16 protein-coding genes are annotated in these 15,826 nt (G+C 65.3%); 1 reads left to right on the top strand and 15 read right to left on the bottom strand.

All coding sequences use genetic code 11. The annotated features are described in order from the left end of the window. Positions 1 to 65: 65 nt before the first annotated feature. From pnp to METUNV1_RS04050, 14 genes are all read right to left on the bottom strand, one after another. Positions 66 to 2,156 (bottom strand): polyribonucleotide nucleotidyltransferase, encoded by a 2,091-nt coding sequence (gene pnp, locus METUNV1_RS04115; protein WP_043359059.1) that lies wholly within the window; start codon positions 2,154 to 2,156, stop codon positions 66 to 68. A 161-nt stretch (positions 2,157 to 2,317) separates the two neighbouring features. Then, positions 2,318 to 2,587 carry a 30S ribosomal protein S15 gene (gene rpsO, locus METUNV1_RS04110; protein WP_008059129.1) on the bottom strand — a complete coding sequence of 90 codons (270 nt, stop codon included), beginning with the start codon at positions 2,585 to 2,587 and terminating at the stop codon, positions 2,318 to 2,320. A 56-nt stretch (positions 2,588 to 2,643) separates the two neighbouring features. After that, positions 2,644 to 3,594, bottom strand: a complete 951-nt coding sequence (truB, locus tag METUNV1_RS04105) for a tRNA pseudouridine(55) synthase TruB (protein ID WP_008059127.1) — start codon at positions 3,592 to 3,594, stop codon at positions 2,644 to 2,646. 1 nt (position 3,595) lies between these two features. Beyond that, positions 3,596 to 3,967: a 30S ribosome-binding factor RbfA gene (gene rbfA / locus METUNV1_RS04100; protein ID WP_008059125.1), complete on the bottom strand. Its 372-nt coding sequence runs from the start codon at positions 3,965 to 3,967 to the stop codon at positions 3,596 to 3,598. Positions 3,968 to 3,985: 18 nt separating this feature from the next. Next, positions 3,986 to 6,751: a translation initiation factor IF-2 gene (gene infB / locus METUNV1_RS04095; RefSeq protein ID WP_008059123.1), complete on the bottom strand. Its 2,766-nt coding sequence runs from the start codon at positions 6,749 to 6,751 to the stop codon at positions 3,986 to 3,988. A 20-nt stretch (positions 6,752 to 6,771) separates the two neighbouring features. After that, the gene (gene nusA / locus METUNV1_RS04090) at positions 6,772 to 8,244 is read right to left on the bottom strand and encodes a transcription termination factor NusA (protein WP_008059120.1); all 1,473 of its coding nucleotides are present in this window, start codon (positions 8,242 to 8,244) and stop codon (positions 6,772 to 6,774) included. Next, positions 8,241 to 8,693 (bottom strand): ribosome maturation factor RimP, encoded by a 453-nt coding sequence (gene rimP, locus METUNV1_RS04085; RefSeq protein ID WP_008059118.1) that lies wholly within the window; start codon positions 8,691 to 8,693, stop codon positions 8,241 to 8,243. The genes nusA and rimP overlap by 4 nt, the downstream gene beginning before the upstream one ends. Before the next feature lie 159 nt (positions 8,694 to 8,852). Then, positions 8,853 to 9,950 (bottom strand): 23S rRNA pseudouridine(2605) synthase RluB, encoded by a 1,098-nt coding sequence (rluB, locus tag METUNV1_RS04080; RefSeq protein ID WP_008059116.1) that lies wholly within the window; start codon positions 9,948 to 9,950, stop codon positions 8,853 to 8,855. Then, the gene (scpB, locus tag METUNV1_RS04075; protein ID WP_008059114.1) at positions 9,940 to 10,512 is read right to left on the bottom strand and encodes an SMC-Scp complex subunit ScpB; all 573 of its coding nucleotides are present in this window, start codon (positions 10,510 to 10,512) and stop codon (positions 9,940 to 9,942) included. Before scpB ends, rluB begins: the two co-directional genes overlap by 11 nt. Next, positions 10,469 to 11,308 (bottom strand): segregation and condensation protein A, encoded by an 840-nt coding sequence (locus METUNV1_RS04070; protein WP_008059110.1) that lies wholly within the window; start codon positions 11,306 to 11,308, stop codon positions 10,469 to 10,471. Before METUNV1_RS04070 ends, scpB begins: the two co-directional genes overlap by 44 nt. Further along, positions 11,308 to 12,510 carry a tryptophan--tRNA ligase gene (locus METUNV1_RS04065; protein WP_043358978.1) on the bottom strand — a complete coding sequence of 401 codons (1,203 nt, stop codon included), beginning with the start codon at positions 12,508 to 12,510 and terminating at the stop codon, positions 11,308 to 11,310. Before METUNV1_RS04065 ends, METUNV1_RS04070 begins: the two co-directional genes overlap by 1 nt. 17 nt (positions 12,511 to 12,527) lie before the next feature. After that, the gene (locus tag METUNV1_RS04060) at positions 12,528 to 13,184 is read right to left on the bottom strand and encodes a site-2 protease family protein (RefSeq protein ID WP_008059106.1); all 657 of its coding nucleotides are present in this window, start codon (positions 13,182 to 13,184) and stop codon (positions 12,528 to 12,530) included. A 57-nt stretch (positions 13,185 to 13,241) separates the two neighbouring features. Beyond that, complete coding sequence (locus METUNV1_RS04055; protein ID WP_008059104.1) at positions 13,242 to 13,868, bottom strand: L-threonylcarbamoyladenylate synthase; 627 nt, start codon at positions 13,866 to 13,868, stop codon at positions 13,242 to 13,244. Positions 13,869 to 13,977: 109 nt separating this feature from the next. Continuing rightward, entirely contained in the window at positions 13,978 to 14,835 is an 858-nt protein-coding gene (locus METUNV1_RS04050) for a 3',5'-nucleoside bisphosphate phosphatase (protein ID WP_008059102.1), read from the bottom strand. A gap of 80 nt (positions 14,836 to 14,915) precedes the next feature. Here METUNV1_RS04050 and gcvH point away from each other — a divergent pair, with 80 nt between their 5' ends. After that, complete coding sequence (gene gcvH, locus METUNV1_RS04045) at positions 14,916 to 15,293, top strand: glycine cleavage system protein GcvH (protein WP_008059101.1); 378 nt, start codon at positions 14,916 to 14,918, stop codon at positions 15,291 to 15,293. A 70-nt stretch (positions 15,294 to 15,363) separates the two neighbouring features. On the opposite strand, the gene METUNV1_RS04040 is transcribed toward gcvH, so the two are convergent. After that, positions 15,364 to 15,786, bottom strand: a complete 423-nt coding sequence (locus METUNV1_RS04040; protein WP_043358976.1) for a hypothetical protein — start codon at positions 15,784 to 15,786, stop codon at positions 15,364 to 15,366. Positions 15,787 to 15,826: the final 40 nt, after the last annotated feature.

Genomic DNA, 15,826 nt, shown 5'->3' with positions numbered 1-15,826 from the left:
AATGGCTGCGGGGCGTTTCCGGCAAAAAATCCCTAAAGATTTTTCCCGGAACGCCCCGCAGGTCATCAGCCCTGCTGTTCGCCGTTAGAGTCCGGCGCAGCCAGCAGCGCCTTCATCGACAGACGGATGCGGCCCTTCTCATCGGTTTCCAGCACCTTCACCTTCACCTGCTGACCTTCCTTCAGGTGATCGGCGACGTTGGCGATGCGCTCGTTGGCGATCTGCGAAATGTGCAGCAGACCATCCTTGCCCGGCAGCACGCTGACGATGGCACCGAAATCCAGCAGGCGCAGCACCGTGCCTTCGTACACCTTGCCCACTTCGACTTCGGCGGTGATCGCCTCGATGCGGCGCTTGGCATTCTCGGCGGCTTCCGAATTCACCGATGCGATGGTGATGGTGCCGTCATCGCCGATGTCGATCGTGGCGCCGGTCTCTTCGGTCAGCGCGCGGATCACCGCACCACCCTTGCCGATCACGTCACGGATCTTTTCCGGATTGATCTTCATGGTCAGCAGTCGCGGCGCGTAGTTCGACACGCCTTCGCGTGCGCCCGACATCGACTGCTGCATGATGCCGAGAATGTGCTTGCGCGCTTCATGAGCCTGGGCCAGCGCGACCTGCATGATTTCCTTGGTGATGCCCTGGATCTTGATGTCCATCTGCAGCGCAGTGATGCCGCTGTCGGTACCGGCCACCTTGAAGTCCATGTCGCCGAGGTGATCTTCATCTCCGAGGATGTCTGTCAGCACCGCGAAGCGGTTGCCGTCCTTGATCAGGCCCATCGCGATACCGGCCACGTGCGCCTTCAGCGGCACGCCGGCGTCCATCAGTGCGAGCGAACCGCCGCACACCGAAGCCATCGACGACGAACCGTTCGATTCGGTGATTTCCGACACCACGCGCATCGAGTAGCTGAACTCCTCCGGCGACGGCAGCACGGCGAGCAGCGCGCGCTTGGCCAGACGGCCGTGGCCGATCTCGCGGCGCTTCGGTGCGCCGAAACGGCCGGTTTCACCAGTGGCGAACGGCGGCATATTGTAGTGAAGCATGAAGCGGTCGCGGTACTCGCCGCCCAGCGCGTCGATGATCTGCTCATCGCGGCCAGTGCCCAGCGTGGCGATGACCAGCGCCTGGGTTTCGCCGCGGGTGAACAGCGCCGAACCGTGGGTGCGCGGCATCACGCTGTTGCGGATGGCGATCGGACGCACGGTACGGGTATCGCGGCCGTCGATGCGCGGCTCGCCGTTCAGGATGCGGCCACGAACGATGCCTGCTTCCAGATCGAAGAAGTAGTTCTTGATCGTGTTCACGTCCGGCGCCGTAGCGGCGTCGGCAGTCAGCGCGGCGATCACTTCGTCGCGCAGCGCGTTCACGCTCTGGCTGCGGACCTGCTTCTGCGTGATGCGGTAGGCGTCCTGCAGCTTGGCCTCGGCCAGTTCGGAAATGCGGCTCCACAGCGCCTGGTCGCGGGCCGGCGCCTGCCAGTCCCACTCCGGCTTGCCGGCGACTTCAACCAGTTCATTGATGGCATTGATCGCGGCCTGCATCTGCTCGTGACCGTACACCACCGCGCCCAGCATCACTTCTTCCGACAGTTCCATCGCTTCCGATTCGACCATCAGCACGGCGGCTTCAGTGCCGGCGACGACCAGATTCAGCTTGCTGTCCTTCAGCTGCGAGGCGGTCGGGTTGATGACGTACTGGCCGTCGATGTAGCCCACGCGGGCCGCGCCGATCGGGCCGCTGAACGGAATGCCGGAAATCGCCAGTGCAGCCGACGCACCGATCATGGCCGGAATGTCTGCATCGACTTCCGGGTTCAGCGACAGCACCTGCACGATGACCTGGACTTCGTTGTAGAAGCCTTCCGGGAAGAGCGGGCGGATCGGACGGTCGATCAGGCGCGAGGTCAGCGTTTCCTTCTCGGTCGGGCGGCCTTCGCGCTTGAAGAAACCGCCCGGAATGCGGCCGGCTGCGTAGAACTTCTCTGCGTAATCAACGGTGAGCGGGAAGAAATCCTGGCCAGCCTTGGCCGACTTCTGAGCAACCACCGTGGCCAGCACGACGGTTTCTTCGACGTTTACGATGACGGCGCCGCTCGATTGACGCGCGATCTCGCCGGTTTCCAGCACCACTTTCTGGGCGCCGAACATGAATTCCTTGCGGGTAGCGTTGAGCAAGTCGATTCCTTTCGATTCTGTGATGGACGGGCATCGTCCGCCCGCCAGAAAAAACAAACCGGCGGAGTCGCGAGGACTCACGCCGGTGTGTGATGTCAAGCCACTGCGGGCCTCGACATTGCCTGCGGATGCAATTACTTGCGGAGGCCGAGGCGACCGATCAGCGAACGATAGCTGTCGGCATTGGTGCGCTTCAGGTAGTCAAGCAGCTTGCGGCGCTGGCTGACCATCTTCAGCAGACCACGACGCGAGTGGTGGTCTTTGACGTGTTCTTTGAAGTGACCGGTCAGGTCGTTGATGCGCGCGGTCAGCAGGGCAACCTGCACTTCGGGCGAACCGGTGTCGCCGGCCGCACGCTGGTATTCGGCCACGATGCGGGCTTTATCGGCGGTAACGATAGCCATTGATCTGAACTCTCTCGTTTGGAAAACCCAAAATTATACGCCAAGGATGCGCAATCTCAAGCACTTTCAGGGTTTTTCTGCGCTTTCGGTGTGCTGTCCTGCGGCATCAGCCGTTTCACGCGGAGACGACTGCCCTGCACTTCGACCAGACCGAGAAAAACCGGGCCGGCATAGGCACGCAGAATCTGGCCGCCGAGCGGCGGCAGATCGGTGTCCGCATCCCGCACCGACACCGGCTGCCCGTTGATCAGCCGCTGGGCTTCGGCATCGCTCAGGCGACAGCCCGGCATCTGCTGCAGCAAAACGTCAGCCTGCAGCAGCAGCGCCTCGCGCGCGGCTTCGTCGAGCGCGGCGATCTGTTCCAGCGTGAAGGCACGGCCCAGATCGAGCGGCCCGGTGCGGGTACGTCGCAGTCCGGTCAGGTGTGCGCCGCAGCCCAGCATTTCACCGATGTCCTCGGCCAGGGTGCGGATGTAAGTGCCCTTGCTGCACAGCACCCGCATCGTGAACACCGGCAGCGCGACCTGCTGCAGCTCGATTTCATGGATGCGCACGTGACGCACGGCGCGCTCAACCGTCTCGCCGGCCCGCGCATATTCATACAGCGGCTTGCCGTCCTTCTTGAGCGCGGAATGCATCGGCGGCACTTGATCGATGTCGCCGGTATGCGCAACGAGCGCCTGACGCAGCGCCGCCTCACTTATGGTCACCTCACGCGTCTGCAGCACCTCGCCTTCGGCGTCGCCGGTAGCGGTGCGGATGCCGAGACGGACTTCGGCGATGTATTCCTTGTCGGCGTCCAGCATCAGGCCGGCAAAGCGCGTGGCTTCGCCGAAACAGACCGGCAGCAGACCGGTCGCAAGCGGATCGAGCGTGCCGGTATGGCCAGCTTTCGCTGCCTGGAACAGGCGCCGCGCCTTCTGCAGTGCGTCGTTTGAACTGAGGCCGAGCGGCTTGTCGAGCAGCAGCACGCCGTGGACCGCTTTCCAGCGGGAACGGGGCTGCAACTCAGTCCTCGCCGGTGCCGGGATCGGAATGGAGCGCCTTGTCGATCAGGCGCGAAAGATGATCGGCACGTTCCATCGTCTGGTCGTGCACGAAATGAAGCTGCGGGGTGGTGTGGATGCGCACACGGCGGCCGATCTCGCGACGCAGGAAACCTGCGGCGCGGGTCAGCCCCTCGTGGATCTGCTTCTGTGCATCGCCTTCGGCCAGGGTGCTGTAGAACACCTTGGCGTGGGCATAGTCCGGCGTCAGCTCGACCGCAGTCAGCGAAATCATGCCGACCCGCGGGTCCTTCAGCTCAGTGGCGATCAGCTGCGCAAGTTCGCGGCGGATCGCCTCCGAAACACGGTCGCTGCGTGAATAACGTTCAGCCATCGGATCAGCGCAGCCGGCTTACGCCAGCTTGCGGGCCACTTCCTGGATTTCGAAGATCTCGAGCTGGTCGCCCTCTTCGATCTCGTTATAGCCGCGCAGCTGGATACCGCACTCGTAGTTTTCCTTGACTTCCTTGACGTCGTCCTTGAAGCGCTTGAGCGACTCCAGCTCGCCGGTCCACACCACCACGTTGTTGCGCAGCAGACGGGCACTGGCGCCCCGCTTGACCAGGCCCGAGGTGACCATGCAACCGGCGATGGTGCCGATCTTCGTGCCGCGGAACACCTGACGGATCTCCACGGTACCCAGCACCAGCTCCCGCTTTTCCGGTGCCAGCATGCCGGACAGCGCGGCCTTCACCTCGTCCACCGCTTCATAGATGATGGTGTAGTAGCGCAGATCGACGCCGTAGTTCTCGGCCAGCTTGCGTGCGCCGACATCGGCCCGCACGTTGAAGCCGACCACCACCGCCTTCGAGGCCTGCGCCAGGTTTACGTCGGTTTCGGAAATCGCGCCCACCGCGGCGTGGATCACCTGCACCCGCACCTCGTCAGTGGACAGCTTCTGCAGCGACTGCACCAGCGCTTCCTGCGAACCCTGCACGTCGGCCTTGATGATGAGCGGCAGCACGCGGACTTCGCCCTCGCCCATCTGCTCGAACATCGATTCCAGCTTGGCAGCCTGCTGCTTGGCCAGCTTCACGTCACGGAACTTGCCCTGACGGAACAGCGCGATTTCACGCGCCTTGCGTTCATCGGCCAGCACCATGGCCTCGTCACCCGCCGCCGGCACATCCGACAGACCCTGGATCTCGACCGGAATGGAAGGACCGGCTTCGGTCACCGCCTTGCCGGATTCGTCCAGCATGGCACGCACACGGCCGAACACCTGACCGCACAGCAGGATGTCGCCACGCTTCAGCGTGCCCGACTGCACCAGCACGGACGCGACCGGACCCTTGCCCTTGTCGAGACGGGCTTCGATCACCAGACCGCGCGCCGGGGCATCCTTCGGCGCCTTCAGTTCCAGCACCTCGGCCTGCAGCAGCACGTTTTCCAGCAGTTCGTCGATGCCGGTACCCTTCTTGGCCGACACCGGGATGAAAGGCGAATCGCCGCCGTATTCTTCCGGCACCACACCCTCGGCCACCAGTTCCTGCTTCACGCGGTCCGGGTTGGCTTCCGGCTTGTCGATCTTGTTGATCGCCACAACCATGGGCACACCCGCCGCCTTCGCGTGGTGGATGGCTTCACGGGTCTGCGGCATCACGCCGTCATCAGCCGCCACCACCAGGATGACCAGGTCAGTCGCCTTAGCACCGCGGGCTCGCATGGCCGTAAAGGCCTCGTGACCCGGGGTATCGAGGAAAGTGATCATGCCGCGCGGCGTATCGACGTGATAGGCGCCGATGTGCTGCGTGATGCCACCCGCTTCACCGGCCGCCACGCGGGCACGGCGGATGTAGTCGAGCAGCGAGGTCTTGCCGTGATCGACGTGACCCATGACGGTGACCACCGGCGCGCGCGGCAGCACTTCGACGTCCTTGTGCGCGTCGTCGGCTTCGCCGAGGAAGGCTTCCGGGTCGTCCAGCTTGGCCGGTTTGGCGGTATGGCCCATTTCCTCGACCAGGATCATCGCGGTTTCCTGATCCAGCACCTGGTTGATGGTGACCATCTGGCCCAGCTTCATCAGTGCCTTGATCAGTTCGGTGGCCTTGATCGCCATCTTGTGGGCGAGATCGGCGACCGAAATCGTTTCCGGCACCAGCACCTCGCGCACCACTGCCTCGACCGGCGCAGCCGGTGCGTTCTGGTCGTGGTCGCGGTGATGACGCCCCTTCGGACCGCCACGCCAGCCTCCGGTACCGGAGTCGCCACGGGTCTTGATCTGGCGACGCTTGGCCGCATCGTCCTTCCAGGTCGACGTACCCGGTTTACCCTTGCCCGGCGCCGCCGCGGGTGCAGCGCCCGGCTTGGCCTTGACCGCCTTGTCGTCGGCCTTGGCCGGCTTGTGCAAAGTGCCCGCGGGCGCCTTCGCGGCCGCCGCCTTGGCGTCTTCCTCAGCCTTGGCCTTCGCTTCGGCTTCCGCCTGGGCGCGCACGAGACGGGCTTCCATCTCCTGACGCATGCGGACTTCGCGTTCCTGCTTTTCCTTCAGCTCACGCGCCTGGATGGCCAGCAGCTCCTGATGGCGCTTGGCTTCGCGTTCGCGCGCGGTCATCGGGCGCTCGACCGGCGCCGGTGCAGGCTCGGCCGGCGCGGCCGGTTCGGCCACCACTTCCGGTTCCGGTGCGGCTGCTTCGACCACCGGTTCGGGTTCAGGCTCGGGTTCCGGTTCCGGAGCGACTTCGACCACCGGTTCCGGCTCAACCACCGGTTCGGGTTCGGGCGCCGGCGGCGGCTGGATCTCGACCGCGGGCTCGACCTGCAGGATGGCCTGCGGCTCGGCGTCCTCGGCGGCGGCCTGGGCGGCCTCTTCGGCCAGCAGTTCAGCCGGATCGCGCTTGACCAGCACGCGCTTCTTGCGCACCTCGACCTGCACCGTGCGGGCCTGGCCGGACGGCGTGGTCGCCTTGATCTCGGTGGTCTGACGACGGGTCAGCGTGATCTTGGTCTTTCCCGCCGTGTCACCGTGCTGACGACGCAAGTAGTCGAGCAGACGGGTCTTGTCCTGCTCGGTCAGCGAATCACCTTCGCTCTTCTTGTCCACGCCGGCCTGCCGCAACTGGTCGAGCAGGGCCGACGCCGAAATCTTCAGCTCGGTTGCAAACTGGGAAACACTCATCAACGCCATACCGTCCTCAATTATTCAAACCAGTGCGCGCGCGCAGTGGTAATCAGCGATGTCGCGCGCGCGGCATCGATGCCGGCAATCTCGACCAGTTCATCGACGGCCAGATCGGCCAGATCATCGCGGGTGCGCACGTTCGCGCGCGCCAGCTGGGCTGCCAGCTGCTTGTCCATGCCTTCCAGCGCCAGCAGCGCGTCATCGACCTGCTCGAGCTGTTCCTCGTCCACGATGGCTTCGGTCAGCAGCACGTTGCGGGCTCGGGTGCGCAGCTCGTTCACCGTGTCCTCGTCGAACGCCTCGATCTCGAGCATTTCCGCCAGCGGCACATAAGCCACTTCTTCCAGCGTCGAGAAACCTTCTTCGATCAGGATGTCGGCCACTTCCTCATCGACGTCCAGCTTGGCCATGAACAGCAGGCGGATCGCTGCGTTCTCGGCATCGGACTTGGCAGCCGACTGCTCGACCGTCATCAGGTTGATCTTCCAGCCGGTCAGTTCGGACGCCAGGCGCACGTTCTGGCCGCTGCGACCGATGGCGATCGCGAGGTTGTCCTCATTGACCACGACGTCCATGCTGTGGGCGTCCTCGTCCACCACGATGGACGCGACCTCGGCCGGCGCCAGCGCGCCGATCACGAACTGCGCCGGGTCCGGCGACCACAGGATGATGTCGACGCGCTCGCCGCCCAGTTCGTTGGTCACCGCCTGCACGCGCGAACCGCGCATGCCGATGCAGGTGCCCTGCGGATCGACGCGGGCGTCGTTGGACTTGACCGCGATCTTCGCGCGGATGCCCGGATCGCGCGCAGCGCCCTTGATCTCGATCAGGCCGTCCTCGATCTCGGGCACTTCGAGCTCGAACAGCTTGATGATGAATTCGGGTGCAGTGCGCGACAGGATGATCTGCGGGCCGCGCGCCTGACGATCCACACGCAGCAGCACTGCCTTGACGCGATCGCCGACACGCAGGTTTTCGCGGGCAATGATGTGCTCGCGCGGCAGCAGCGCTTCCAGGCGACCCACCTCGACGATGGCATTGCCGCGCTCGATGCGCTTGATGGTGCCGGTGACCAGATGGTCCTTGCGTTCGAGGAAGTCGTTCAGGATCTGTTCGCGCTCGGCGTCGCGAATGCGCTGCAGGATGACCTGCTTGGCGGCCTGTGCGCCGATACGGCCGAAGTCGACCGGCTCCAGCGCCTCTTCGATGTAGTCGTCGACCTGAATATCCGGGATCTGCTCACGCGCGTCGATGATGCCGATTTCGGCCTCATCGTTCTCGACCTGTTCATCCGGCAGCACGTGCCAGCGGCGGAAGGCTTCGTATTCGCCGGTTTCGCGATTGATCGAAACGCGCACATCGGCGTCATCGTGGGTGCGCTTCTTGGTGGCCGAGGCCAGCGCGGTTTCGAGCGCGCCGAACACCACTTCGCGGGATACGTTCTTCTCGCGTGCCAGTGCATCGACCAGCAACAGAATCTCGCGACTCATCGTTTCAACTCCTGCTTGCGTTCAAAGTCCGGCACCAGGCGGGCGCGTTCGATCTGCGAAAGCTCGAATTCGTAGCTCTCGCCCTTGACCTCCAGCGTGAGCCGGTCGTCCGCGACGCCAGCCAGACGGCCGGTGAAGTTGCGCTGGTTGCCCACCGGCACGCGCAGGCGCAGCTGCGCCTCCTGGCCGGTGAAACGGATGAAGTCCGCGGTCTTGCGCAGCGGCCGGTCCAGGCCGGGCGACGACACCTCAAGGCGGTCGTAATCGACGTTCTCGACCATGAACAGACGGGTCAGGTGATTGCTCACCGTCACGCAGTCATCGACCGTGATGCCCTTGTCCGTATCGATGAAAACCCGCAGCAGGCGACCCCGCGGCGACGTTTCCAGATCGACGAATTCATAGCCGAGCCCGCTGACAGCCTGCTCGATCAGTTCCGCAACACTCATCCCAGCAACACACTTCCGGATGTACAAATAAAAAATGGGCTGACCGCCCATCGAAAGACACCGGCTTCGCCAGTGCAACAAGCCGACGAGTGTAACAGAGCCCGCCCATCCTCTTCAAGCTGAAAGGATGGACGTCCCCCGTTCAACAATGGTATGGCGTCAGACCTCTCCGCCGCCTGCGGCCGGCTTGGCCCCGCCAGGACGACGACGCCGGCGCGGCGCCCGCTTGCGCGCCGGCGCCTCGCCGTCGGCCGCCTGCGGCCGCGGCGCGGCCTGCACGTTGCCGTTCTCGCCCGCCGGCTTGCGCGGACCCCGGCGGCGGCTGCGTTTCGGCGCGGCCGGCGCTTCGCCGTCCGCAGCCTGCGGGCGACCACCTTTCGGCTTGCCGCCCTGCCCCGGTTCGGCCTTGCGCGGCTGCTTGTCCTTGCCCGACATCAGGGACATCAGCCGGGTCACCTCTTCGGTCTTCAGCTCCTGCACCTTGCCGCGCGGCAGGTTCTTCGGCAGATCAAAGGGGCCGTAGCGCACCCGGGTCAGCCGGCTCACGGTCAGGCCGATCGTCTCGAACATGCGCCGCACCTCTCGGTTGCGGCCTTCCGACAGCGTCACGTGATACCAGTGGTTGGCGCCTTCGCCGCCGCCGTCGGTCAGCGAGTTGAACTTGGCCAGGCCGTCTTCCAGCTCGATGCCATCGACCAGCTGCTTCGCCTGTTCCGGCGTCAGTTCGCCCAGCAGGCGCACCGCGTATTCGCGCTCCAGCTCGTAGCTGGGGTGCATCAGCTTGTTGGCCAGTTCGCCGCTGGTGGTGAACACCAGCAGGCCGGTGGTGTTGAAATCCAGCCGGCCGACCGCGATCCAGCGACCGCCGCTCACCTTGGGCAGCTTGTCGAACACCGATGGCCGGCCATCCGGATCGTCGCGCGACACGATTTCGCCTTCGGGCTTGTGATAGATGAGCACCCGCGGCGCGCGCTGAGCGAAGTGGATGTGGATGAGCTTGCCATTCACCCGCACCTTGTCTTCCGGGCCAACCCGCTGACCGACGTGCGCCGGCAGCGAATTGACGCTGATGCGGCCAGCGACGATCCACTCTTCCAGCTCGCGGCGCGAACCGAGACCCATGTCGGCCAGCATCTTGTGCAGCTTCTGCGGCTCGCTGAACACCACCGGACCGCGACGCCTGGGCTTGCTGTCCTGCGAACGGTAGTTGGCCACATTGCCGTTCACGTCCCCGCCGGGTCTGCGTCTACCTTGCATCATTGAATTCCATCACCTTCTGTAGTTCGGCCAGCGGCGGCAGCTCGGAGAGCGTGCGCAGGCCCAGATCGTCGAGAAAACGTCGTGTCGTCGCATACAGCGCCGGGCGGCCCGGGACTTCGCGGTAACCCACGCTGTCTATCCAGCCGCGCCCTTCGAGCGCCTTGATGATGCCCGGCGACACCGCGACACCGCGGATGTCCTCGATGTCGCCCCGGGTCACCGGCTGGCGGTACGCGATGATCGCCAGCGTTTCCAGCACCGCCCGCGAATACTTCGCGGGCTTTTCGTTCTTCAGCCTGTCCAGGTAAGGCTGCACGTCCGCCGTCGTGCGGAAGCGCCAGCCCGAGGACACCTGCACCAGTTCCACGCCCCGCCCGGCCCAGTCCTCGCGCAGTTCGTCGAGCAGACGGCGGATCAGCACATGGTCGAGTTCCTGCTCGAACAGCTTTTTCAGCTCTCCGGTGCTCATCGCATCCTGCGAGGCCAGCAGCGCCGCTTCGAGAACGCGCTTGACCTCAGCCGGGCTCGGCGACTGCGTCTGTTCGGGCAGTTCGGACATAGATGGTCGCAAAGGCTTCGATCTGAAGCAGTTCAATCAGGCTTTCGCGGGCCAGCTCCAGCACCGCGAGAAAATTCACCACCATGTGCGCTGCGGTCGGCTCGCGCTCGAACAGCTGTTCGAAGCGCAGATCGCCCTCTTCATGCAGCCGGCGCAGGATGTTCGACATGAATTCACGCACCGACAGCGCCTCACGCGTCACCTTGTGGTGGCGCGTCATGTCCGCGCGGCGCATCAGCGACAGCCAGGCCAGCTGCAGGTCGGTCGCGCTGACGTTGGGCTGGATCTCGACCAGCCGCTCCGCCACCTGCACGCCCACCCACTCGTGCTCACGCTGTATGCGGGGAATCGCATCCAGTGCCAGTGCGGCCGCTTTCATCTGTTCGTACTCGATCAGCCGGCGCACCAACTCGGCCCGCGGATCCTCGCCCTCGTCGCCGGTTTCCTTGGGCGGCCGCGGCAGCAGCATGCGCGACTTGATCTCGAGCAGCATGGCCGCCATCAACAGGTATTCCGCCGCCAGCTCCAGGCGCTGCGAGCGCATCGCCTCGACGTAGACGAGGTATTGCGCGGTCAGCGGCGCCATCGGAATGTCGAGAATATCGACGTTGGCCTTGCGTATCAGGTAGAGCAGCAGGTCAAGCGGTCCCTGGAACGCATCCAGGAACACTTCGAGCGCATCGGGCGGAATGTACAGGTCGAGCGGAAGTTTTTCCAGCGCCTCGCCGTACAGACGTGCCGGCGGCGGCGACGCGAGGTCCGCCACCGGCGCCAGGGTGGAGGCGTCGCCCGCCATCAGGCGTAGTTCAGCCCCATGGCCTCGCGCACGTCGCGCATCGTTTCCGACGCCAGCTTGCGCGCACGCTCGCAGCCATCAGCGACGATGTTGCGAAGCAACATCGGATCTTCCTCGTACTGGCGGGCGCGTTCGTGGATCGGCGCCTGTTCCTTCAGCACTGCATCGATCACCGGCTGCTTGCATTCCAGACAGCCGATGCCGGCCGAGCGACAGCCTTCCTGCACCCACTGCTTGACCGAGTCGTCCGAGTAGATGACATGGAACTGCCACACCGGGCAGCGATCCGGATCGCCCGGGTCGGTACGACGCACGCGCTGGGTGTCGGTCTTCATGCCGCGGATCTTCTTGGTGACGACCTCCGGCTCCTCGCGCAGCATGAGCGTGTTGTTATAGGACTTGGACATTTTCTGTCCGTCCAGACCCGGCATGCGGGCCGCCTCGGTCAGCAGCGCGCCCGGCTCGGCCAGAATCATCTTGCCGCTGCCTTCGAGGTAGCCGTACAGGCGTTCGCGATCACCCATGCTGAGGCTCTGGGCCTCTTCCAGCAGCGCCTTGCCCTGGGCCAGGGCCTCGTCCTTGCCTTCCTGCTGATACAGCGTGCGCAGTTCCTCGTACAGCTTGCCGCGCTTGCCGCCCAGCTTCTTCACCGCCTCGCGCGCCTTGTCCTCGAAACCTGGCTCACGGCCGTACAGGTGGTTGAAGCGGCGCGCCACTTCGCGGGTCAGTTCGACGTGCGGCACCTGATCCTCACCCACCGGCACCAGATTGGCGCGGTAGATCAGGATGTCGGCGGACTGCAGCAGCGGGTAGCCGAGGAAACCGTAGGTGGCCAGATCGCGGTCAGCGAGCTTTTCCTGCTGGTCCTTGTAGGTGGGTACGCGCTCCAGCCAGCCCAGCGGGCACATCATGGACAGCAGCAGATGCAGTTCGGCGTGCTCCGGCACCCGCGACTGGATGAACAGCGTGGCCTGGCTCGGGTCGACGCCCGCCGCCAGCCAGTCGATCAGCATGTCCCACACGCTGCGCTCGATCACCTGGGTGTCCTCGTAGCTGGTGGTCAGCGCATGCCAGTCGGCGACGAAGAACAGACAGGGGTATTCGTGCTGCAGCTTCACCCAGTTCTTCAGCACGCCATGGTAGTGGCCAAGGTGCAGGCGACCGGTGGGGCGCATGCCGGAAAGAACGCGTTCTGCGTACATGTGTGGGGTCGTCCGGTTCAGAAAAGCACAGTCATCAGCAGCGCATGGGCCAGCACGAGCAGCGGCGTCAGCAGCTCGTCCAGCACATGCGTCACCAGCAGTCCGATCAGGATGAACATGCCGTAGGGCTCGATCCGCGCGAACGCCATCGACGCCCGGCGCGGCAGCAGGCTCACCATGATGCGGCCGCCATCCAGCGGCGGAATGGGCAGAAGGTTCAGCACCATCAGCACCAGATTGATCGTTATGCCGGCTTTCGCCATCAGCATCAGCGGCTCGGCGAACATGTGGCCGGGCATGGACAGCGCCAGCTTCATCGCCAGCCCCCAGCCCACCGCCATCACGAGATTCGCCGCCGGCCCGGCGGCCGCCACCCAGAACAGATCCTGCTTGGGCCGGCGCAGCCGTCCGAAATTGACCGGAACCGGCTTGGCCCAGCCGAACAGCAGCCCGTCGTGGCCCGCCATCGAACTGACGAAATACATCAGCAGCGGCACGATCACCGTACCCAGCGGGTCGATGTGGCGCAACGGGTTGGCGGTGATCCGTCCGGCCAGATGCGCGGTCGGGTCTCCCTTCAGCAGTGCGGCGTAGCCGTGGGCCGCCTCGTGCAGCGTGATCGCCAGCACGACGGGCAGCACGATGACCGCCAGTCGAGCGATGCTTTCGTCCATGAGCGCCCGGATGCTAGCAGAACACGGCCGGCACGTCAGGCGGGAGCGCGGCCACGCTCACTCCAGCCCGAAGCGGGCCAGATCGCCCGCCCCGGCGCGCACCAGTTCCGGTGAACCCGACGAAAGGTCGATCACCGTGGTCGGCTGGGTGCCGCAGTGGCCGCCGTCGATCACCAGATCCAGGTCGTGCTGCAGACGCTCGCGGATGTCTTCCGGATCGGTCAGCGGCAGTTCCTCACCTGGCAGCAGCAAGGTGGATCCGAGCAGCGGTTCTCCCAGCGCCTCGATCAGCGCCGACACCACCGGATGGTCCGGTACCCGCAGACCCAGCGTCTTGCGCTTGGGGTGCAGGATGCGGCGCGGCAGTTCGCGCGTGGCTTCGAGGATGAAGGTGTAGGGGCCGGGCGTGACGCTCTTCAGCAGCCGGAACTGGGCGTTGTCCACCCGAGCGAAATTGGCGATTTCCGACAGGTCGCGGCACATCAGCGTGAAATGGTGATGCACATCTACGTCACGGATGCGACGGATGCGGTCCAGCACCTTGGCGTCGCCCATGTGGCCGACCAGCGACCAGGCGCAGTCGGTGGGGATTGCCGCCAGCCCGCCGCTGCGCAGGATGTCGGCAGCCTGGCGTATCAGGCGGGGTTGCGGATTGTCGGGATGAACGGAAAAAAGCTGGGCCACGGGATTCGCTTGCGGAAATTGAAATGGGAAGGACGACCGGCCGGGGTGAGATCAGAGGGGAACAGCGTCGCTTCGGACGGGATTCGATCCGGACGGTCGCACAAAGCCTTCAGGCGGGCTGTCGCAGCCGGTGCTGCAGTCGCGGCATGAGCCAGACCGGCTGCACGCCCTCGGGCAAAAGCTCGCCCGCGCCCAGATCGACCGGACTTTCGCCCGGCGCGTGGAAGTCGGACGCACGCGAGGCATGGAAACCGAACTGCCGCGCCAGCCGGGCAAAGGTGCGCACCGCGACCTCGCCATGCGAGCCGGACACGACCTCGATCGCCTCACCGCCCGCCGCCCTGAACTGCTCGAACAGCCGCTCCATCTGATCTCCTGACATGCGGTAGCGGCCGGGATGCGCCACCACCGCCACGCCACCGGCGCCACGTATCCAGTCGACCGCGCGCTCCAGCGCAGTCCATTCGTGCTCGATATAGCCCGGCCGGCCGCGCACCAGATAGTCGCGGAACACCGCCGACACGTCCGGCGCATAGCCCTGCTCCACCAGCACCCGGGCAAAGTGGGAACGACCGACCAGCGACGGGTTGCCGGCGTGGCGCATCGCGCTCGCGTAGGCTTCGCGCACGCCCAGCGCCTCCAGCGCCTCGGCCATGCGCAGCGCACGCGCGTCACGCCCGCCGCGCACCGCGCTCAGTCCGCGTTCCAGCGGGGCATGGGCCGGATCGATGCCCAGGCCCACGATGTGCACGGTCGTGCCTTCCCAGGTGACGGAAATCTCGACGCCATCGAGAAAGGGCAGACCCAGCGCGTCCGCGTGGGCGCGCGCTTCCGCCAGCCCGCACAGGTTGTCGTGGTCGGTCAGCGCCCACAGTTCGACCCCGTTGGCGGCGGCACGCGCAGCGAGCGCCGCCGGCGCGAGCACGCCGTCGGAGTGGCTGGAGTGGCAGTGAAGATCGGCATTCATAACTTTGGAATTCTAACAGGCGCTCGCGGCGGGCCTGCGGCGGCTACAATCCCGCCCGGTCCAACCAACCAGGAACAGCAATGAATCATCCAGACAATCTTCGCTACACCGACACACACGAATGGGTCAGGGTCGAACAGGATGGCACCGTGACGGTCGGCATCACCGACCACGCGCAGGATGCCCTCGGAGATGTGGTCTTTCTGCAGCTGCCCGATGTCGGCCGCACTGTCGCCCGTACCGAGGCGATGGCGGTGATCGAGTCGGTCAAGTCCGCGTCCGACATCCATGCGCCGGTGGCAGGTACCGTGACCGCGGTGAACCAGGCCGTGGCCGACGCACCGGAACAGGTGAATCAGGATCCCTACGCGGCCTGGATGTTCGTCATCAAGCCCGACAGCGCATCAGAACTCGATGCCCTGCTGAGCGCCGACGCCTACAGCGCAACGCTGGGGTGATCGTCCGGCCCGTCGTTGACGGAGCCTGACACCGGGCCGCCGCCCGGACCATGCAGGCGGCCCTGCCCCGTCACGGGGCTGAATTGGCGGCATCGATGCCGCACTTCGTCTGTTCGATCTTGCACCGCTTGGCACAGCCCAGCGCGGAATAGCCTTCCCTGCTGTCCGGCCGGGTCTCCGCCATCCTGCAGGCCGCAAGGCAGTTTTCGGACTGCGCCTTGCAGGCACCGCTGTACATCATCTCGCTGACCCTGGCGGAATCCGCCTTCGGGCCGCGGTGGGCGGACGTCGCTGGCGCCGGGTCAACCGAACTCGACGGAGGCAAGGCCGCGCACTCCAGCTGCTGCCGGCCACAGTCGCTCATGCACGGCGCGAACTGCGGACTGTTCCTTGGGCAGGTACGCGCGCAGGCGACATGGCTTTCGTCGCAGGACTGCGCGGCGGAAGCCGGCCACAGGTTGAAGGCAAGCAGCAGAAACAGCAGTGCGCGCATGGGGGGGACCTTCATCGAAACTGAAGACCCAGTCTAACGC

It is taken from the genome of Methyloversatilis universalis FAM5, from assembly GCF_000214035.2.
Classification (GTDB): Bacteria; Pseudomonadota; Gammaproteobacteria; order Burkholderiales; family Rhodocyclaceae; genus Methyloversatilis; species Methyloversatilis universalis.
The sequence above is the reverse complement of the archived record's forward strand: the minus strand, read 5'-3'. Positions and strand labels throughout refer to the sequence as shown.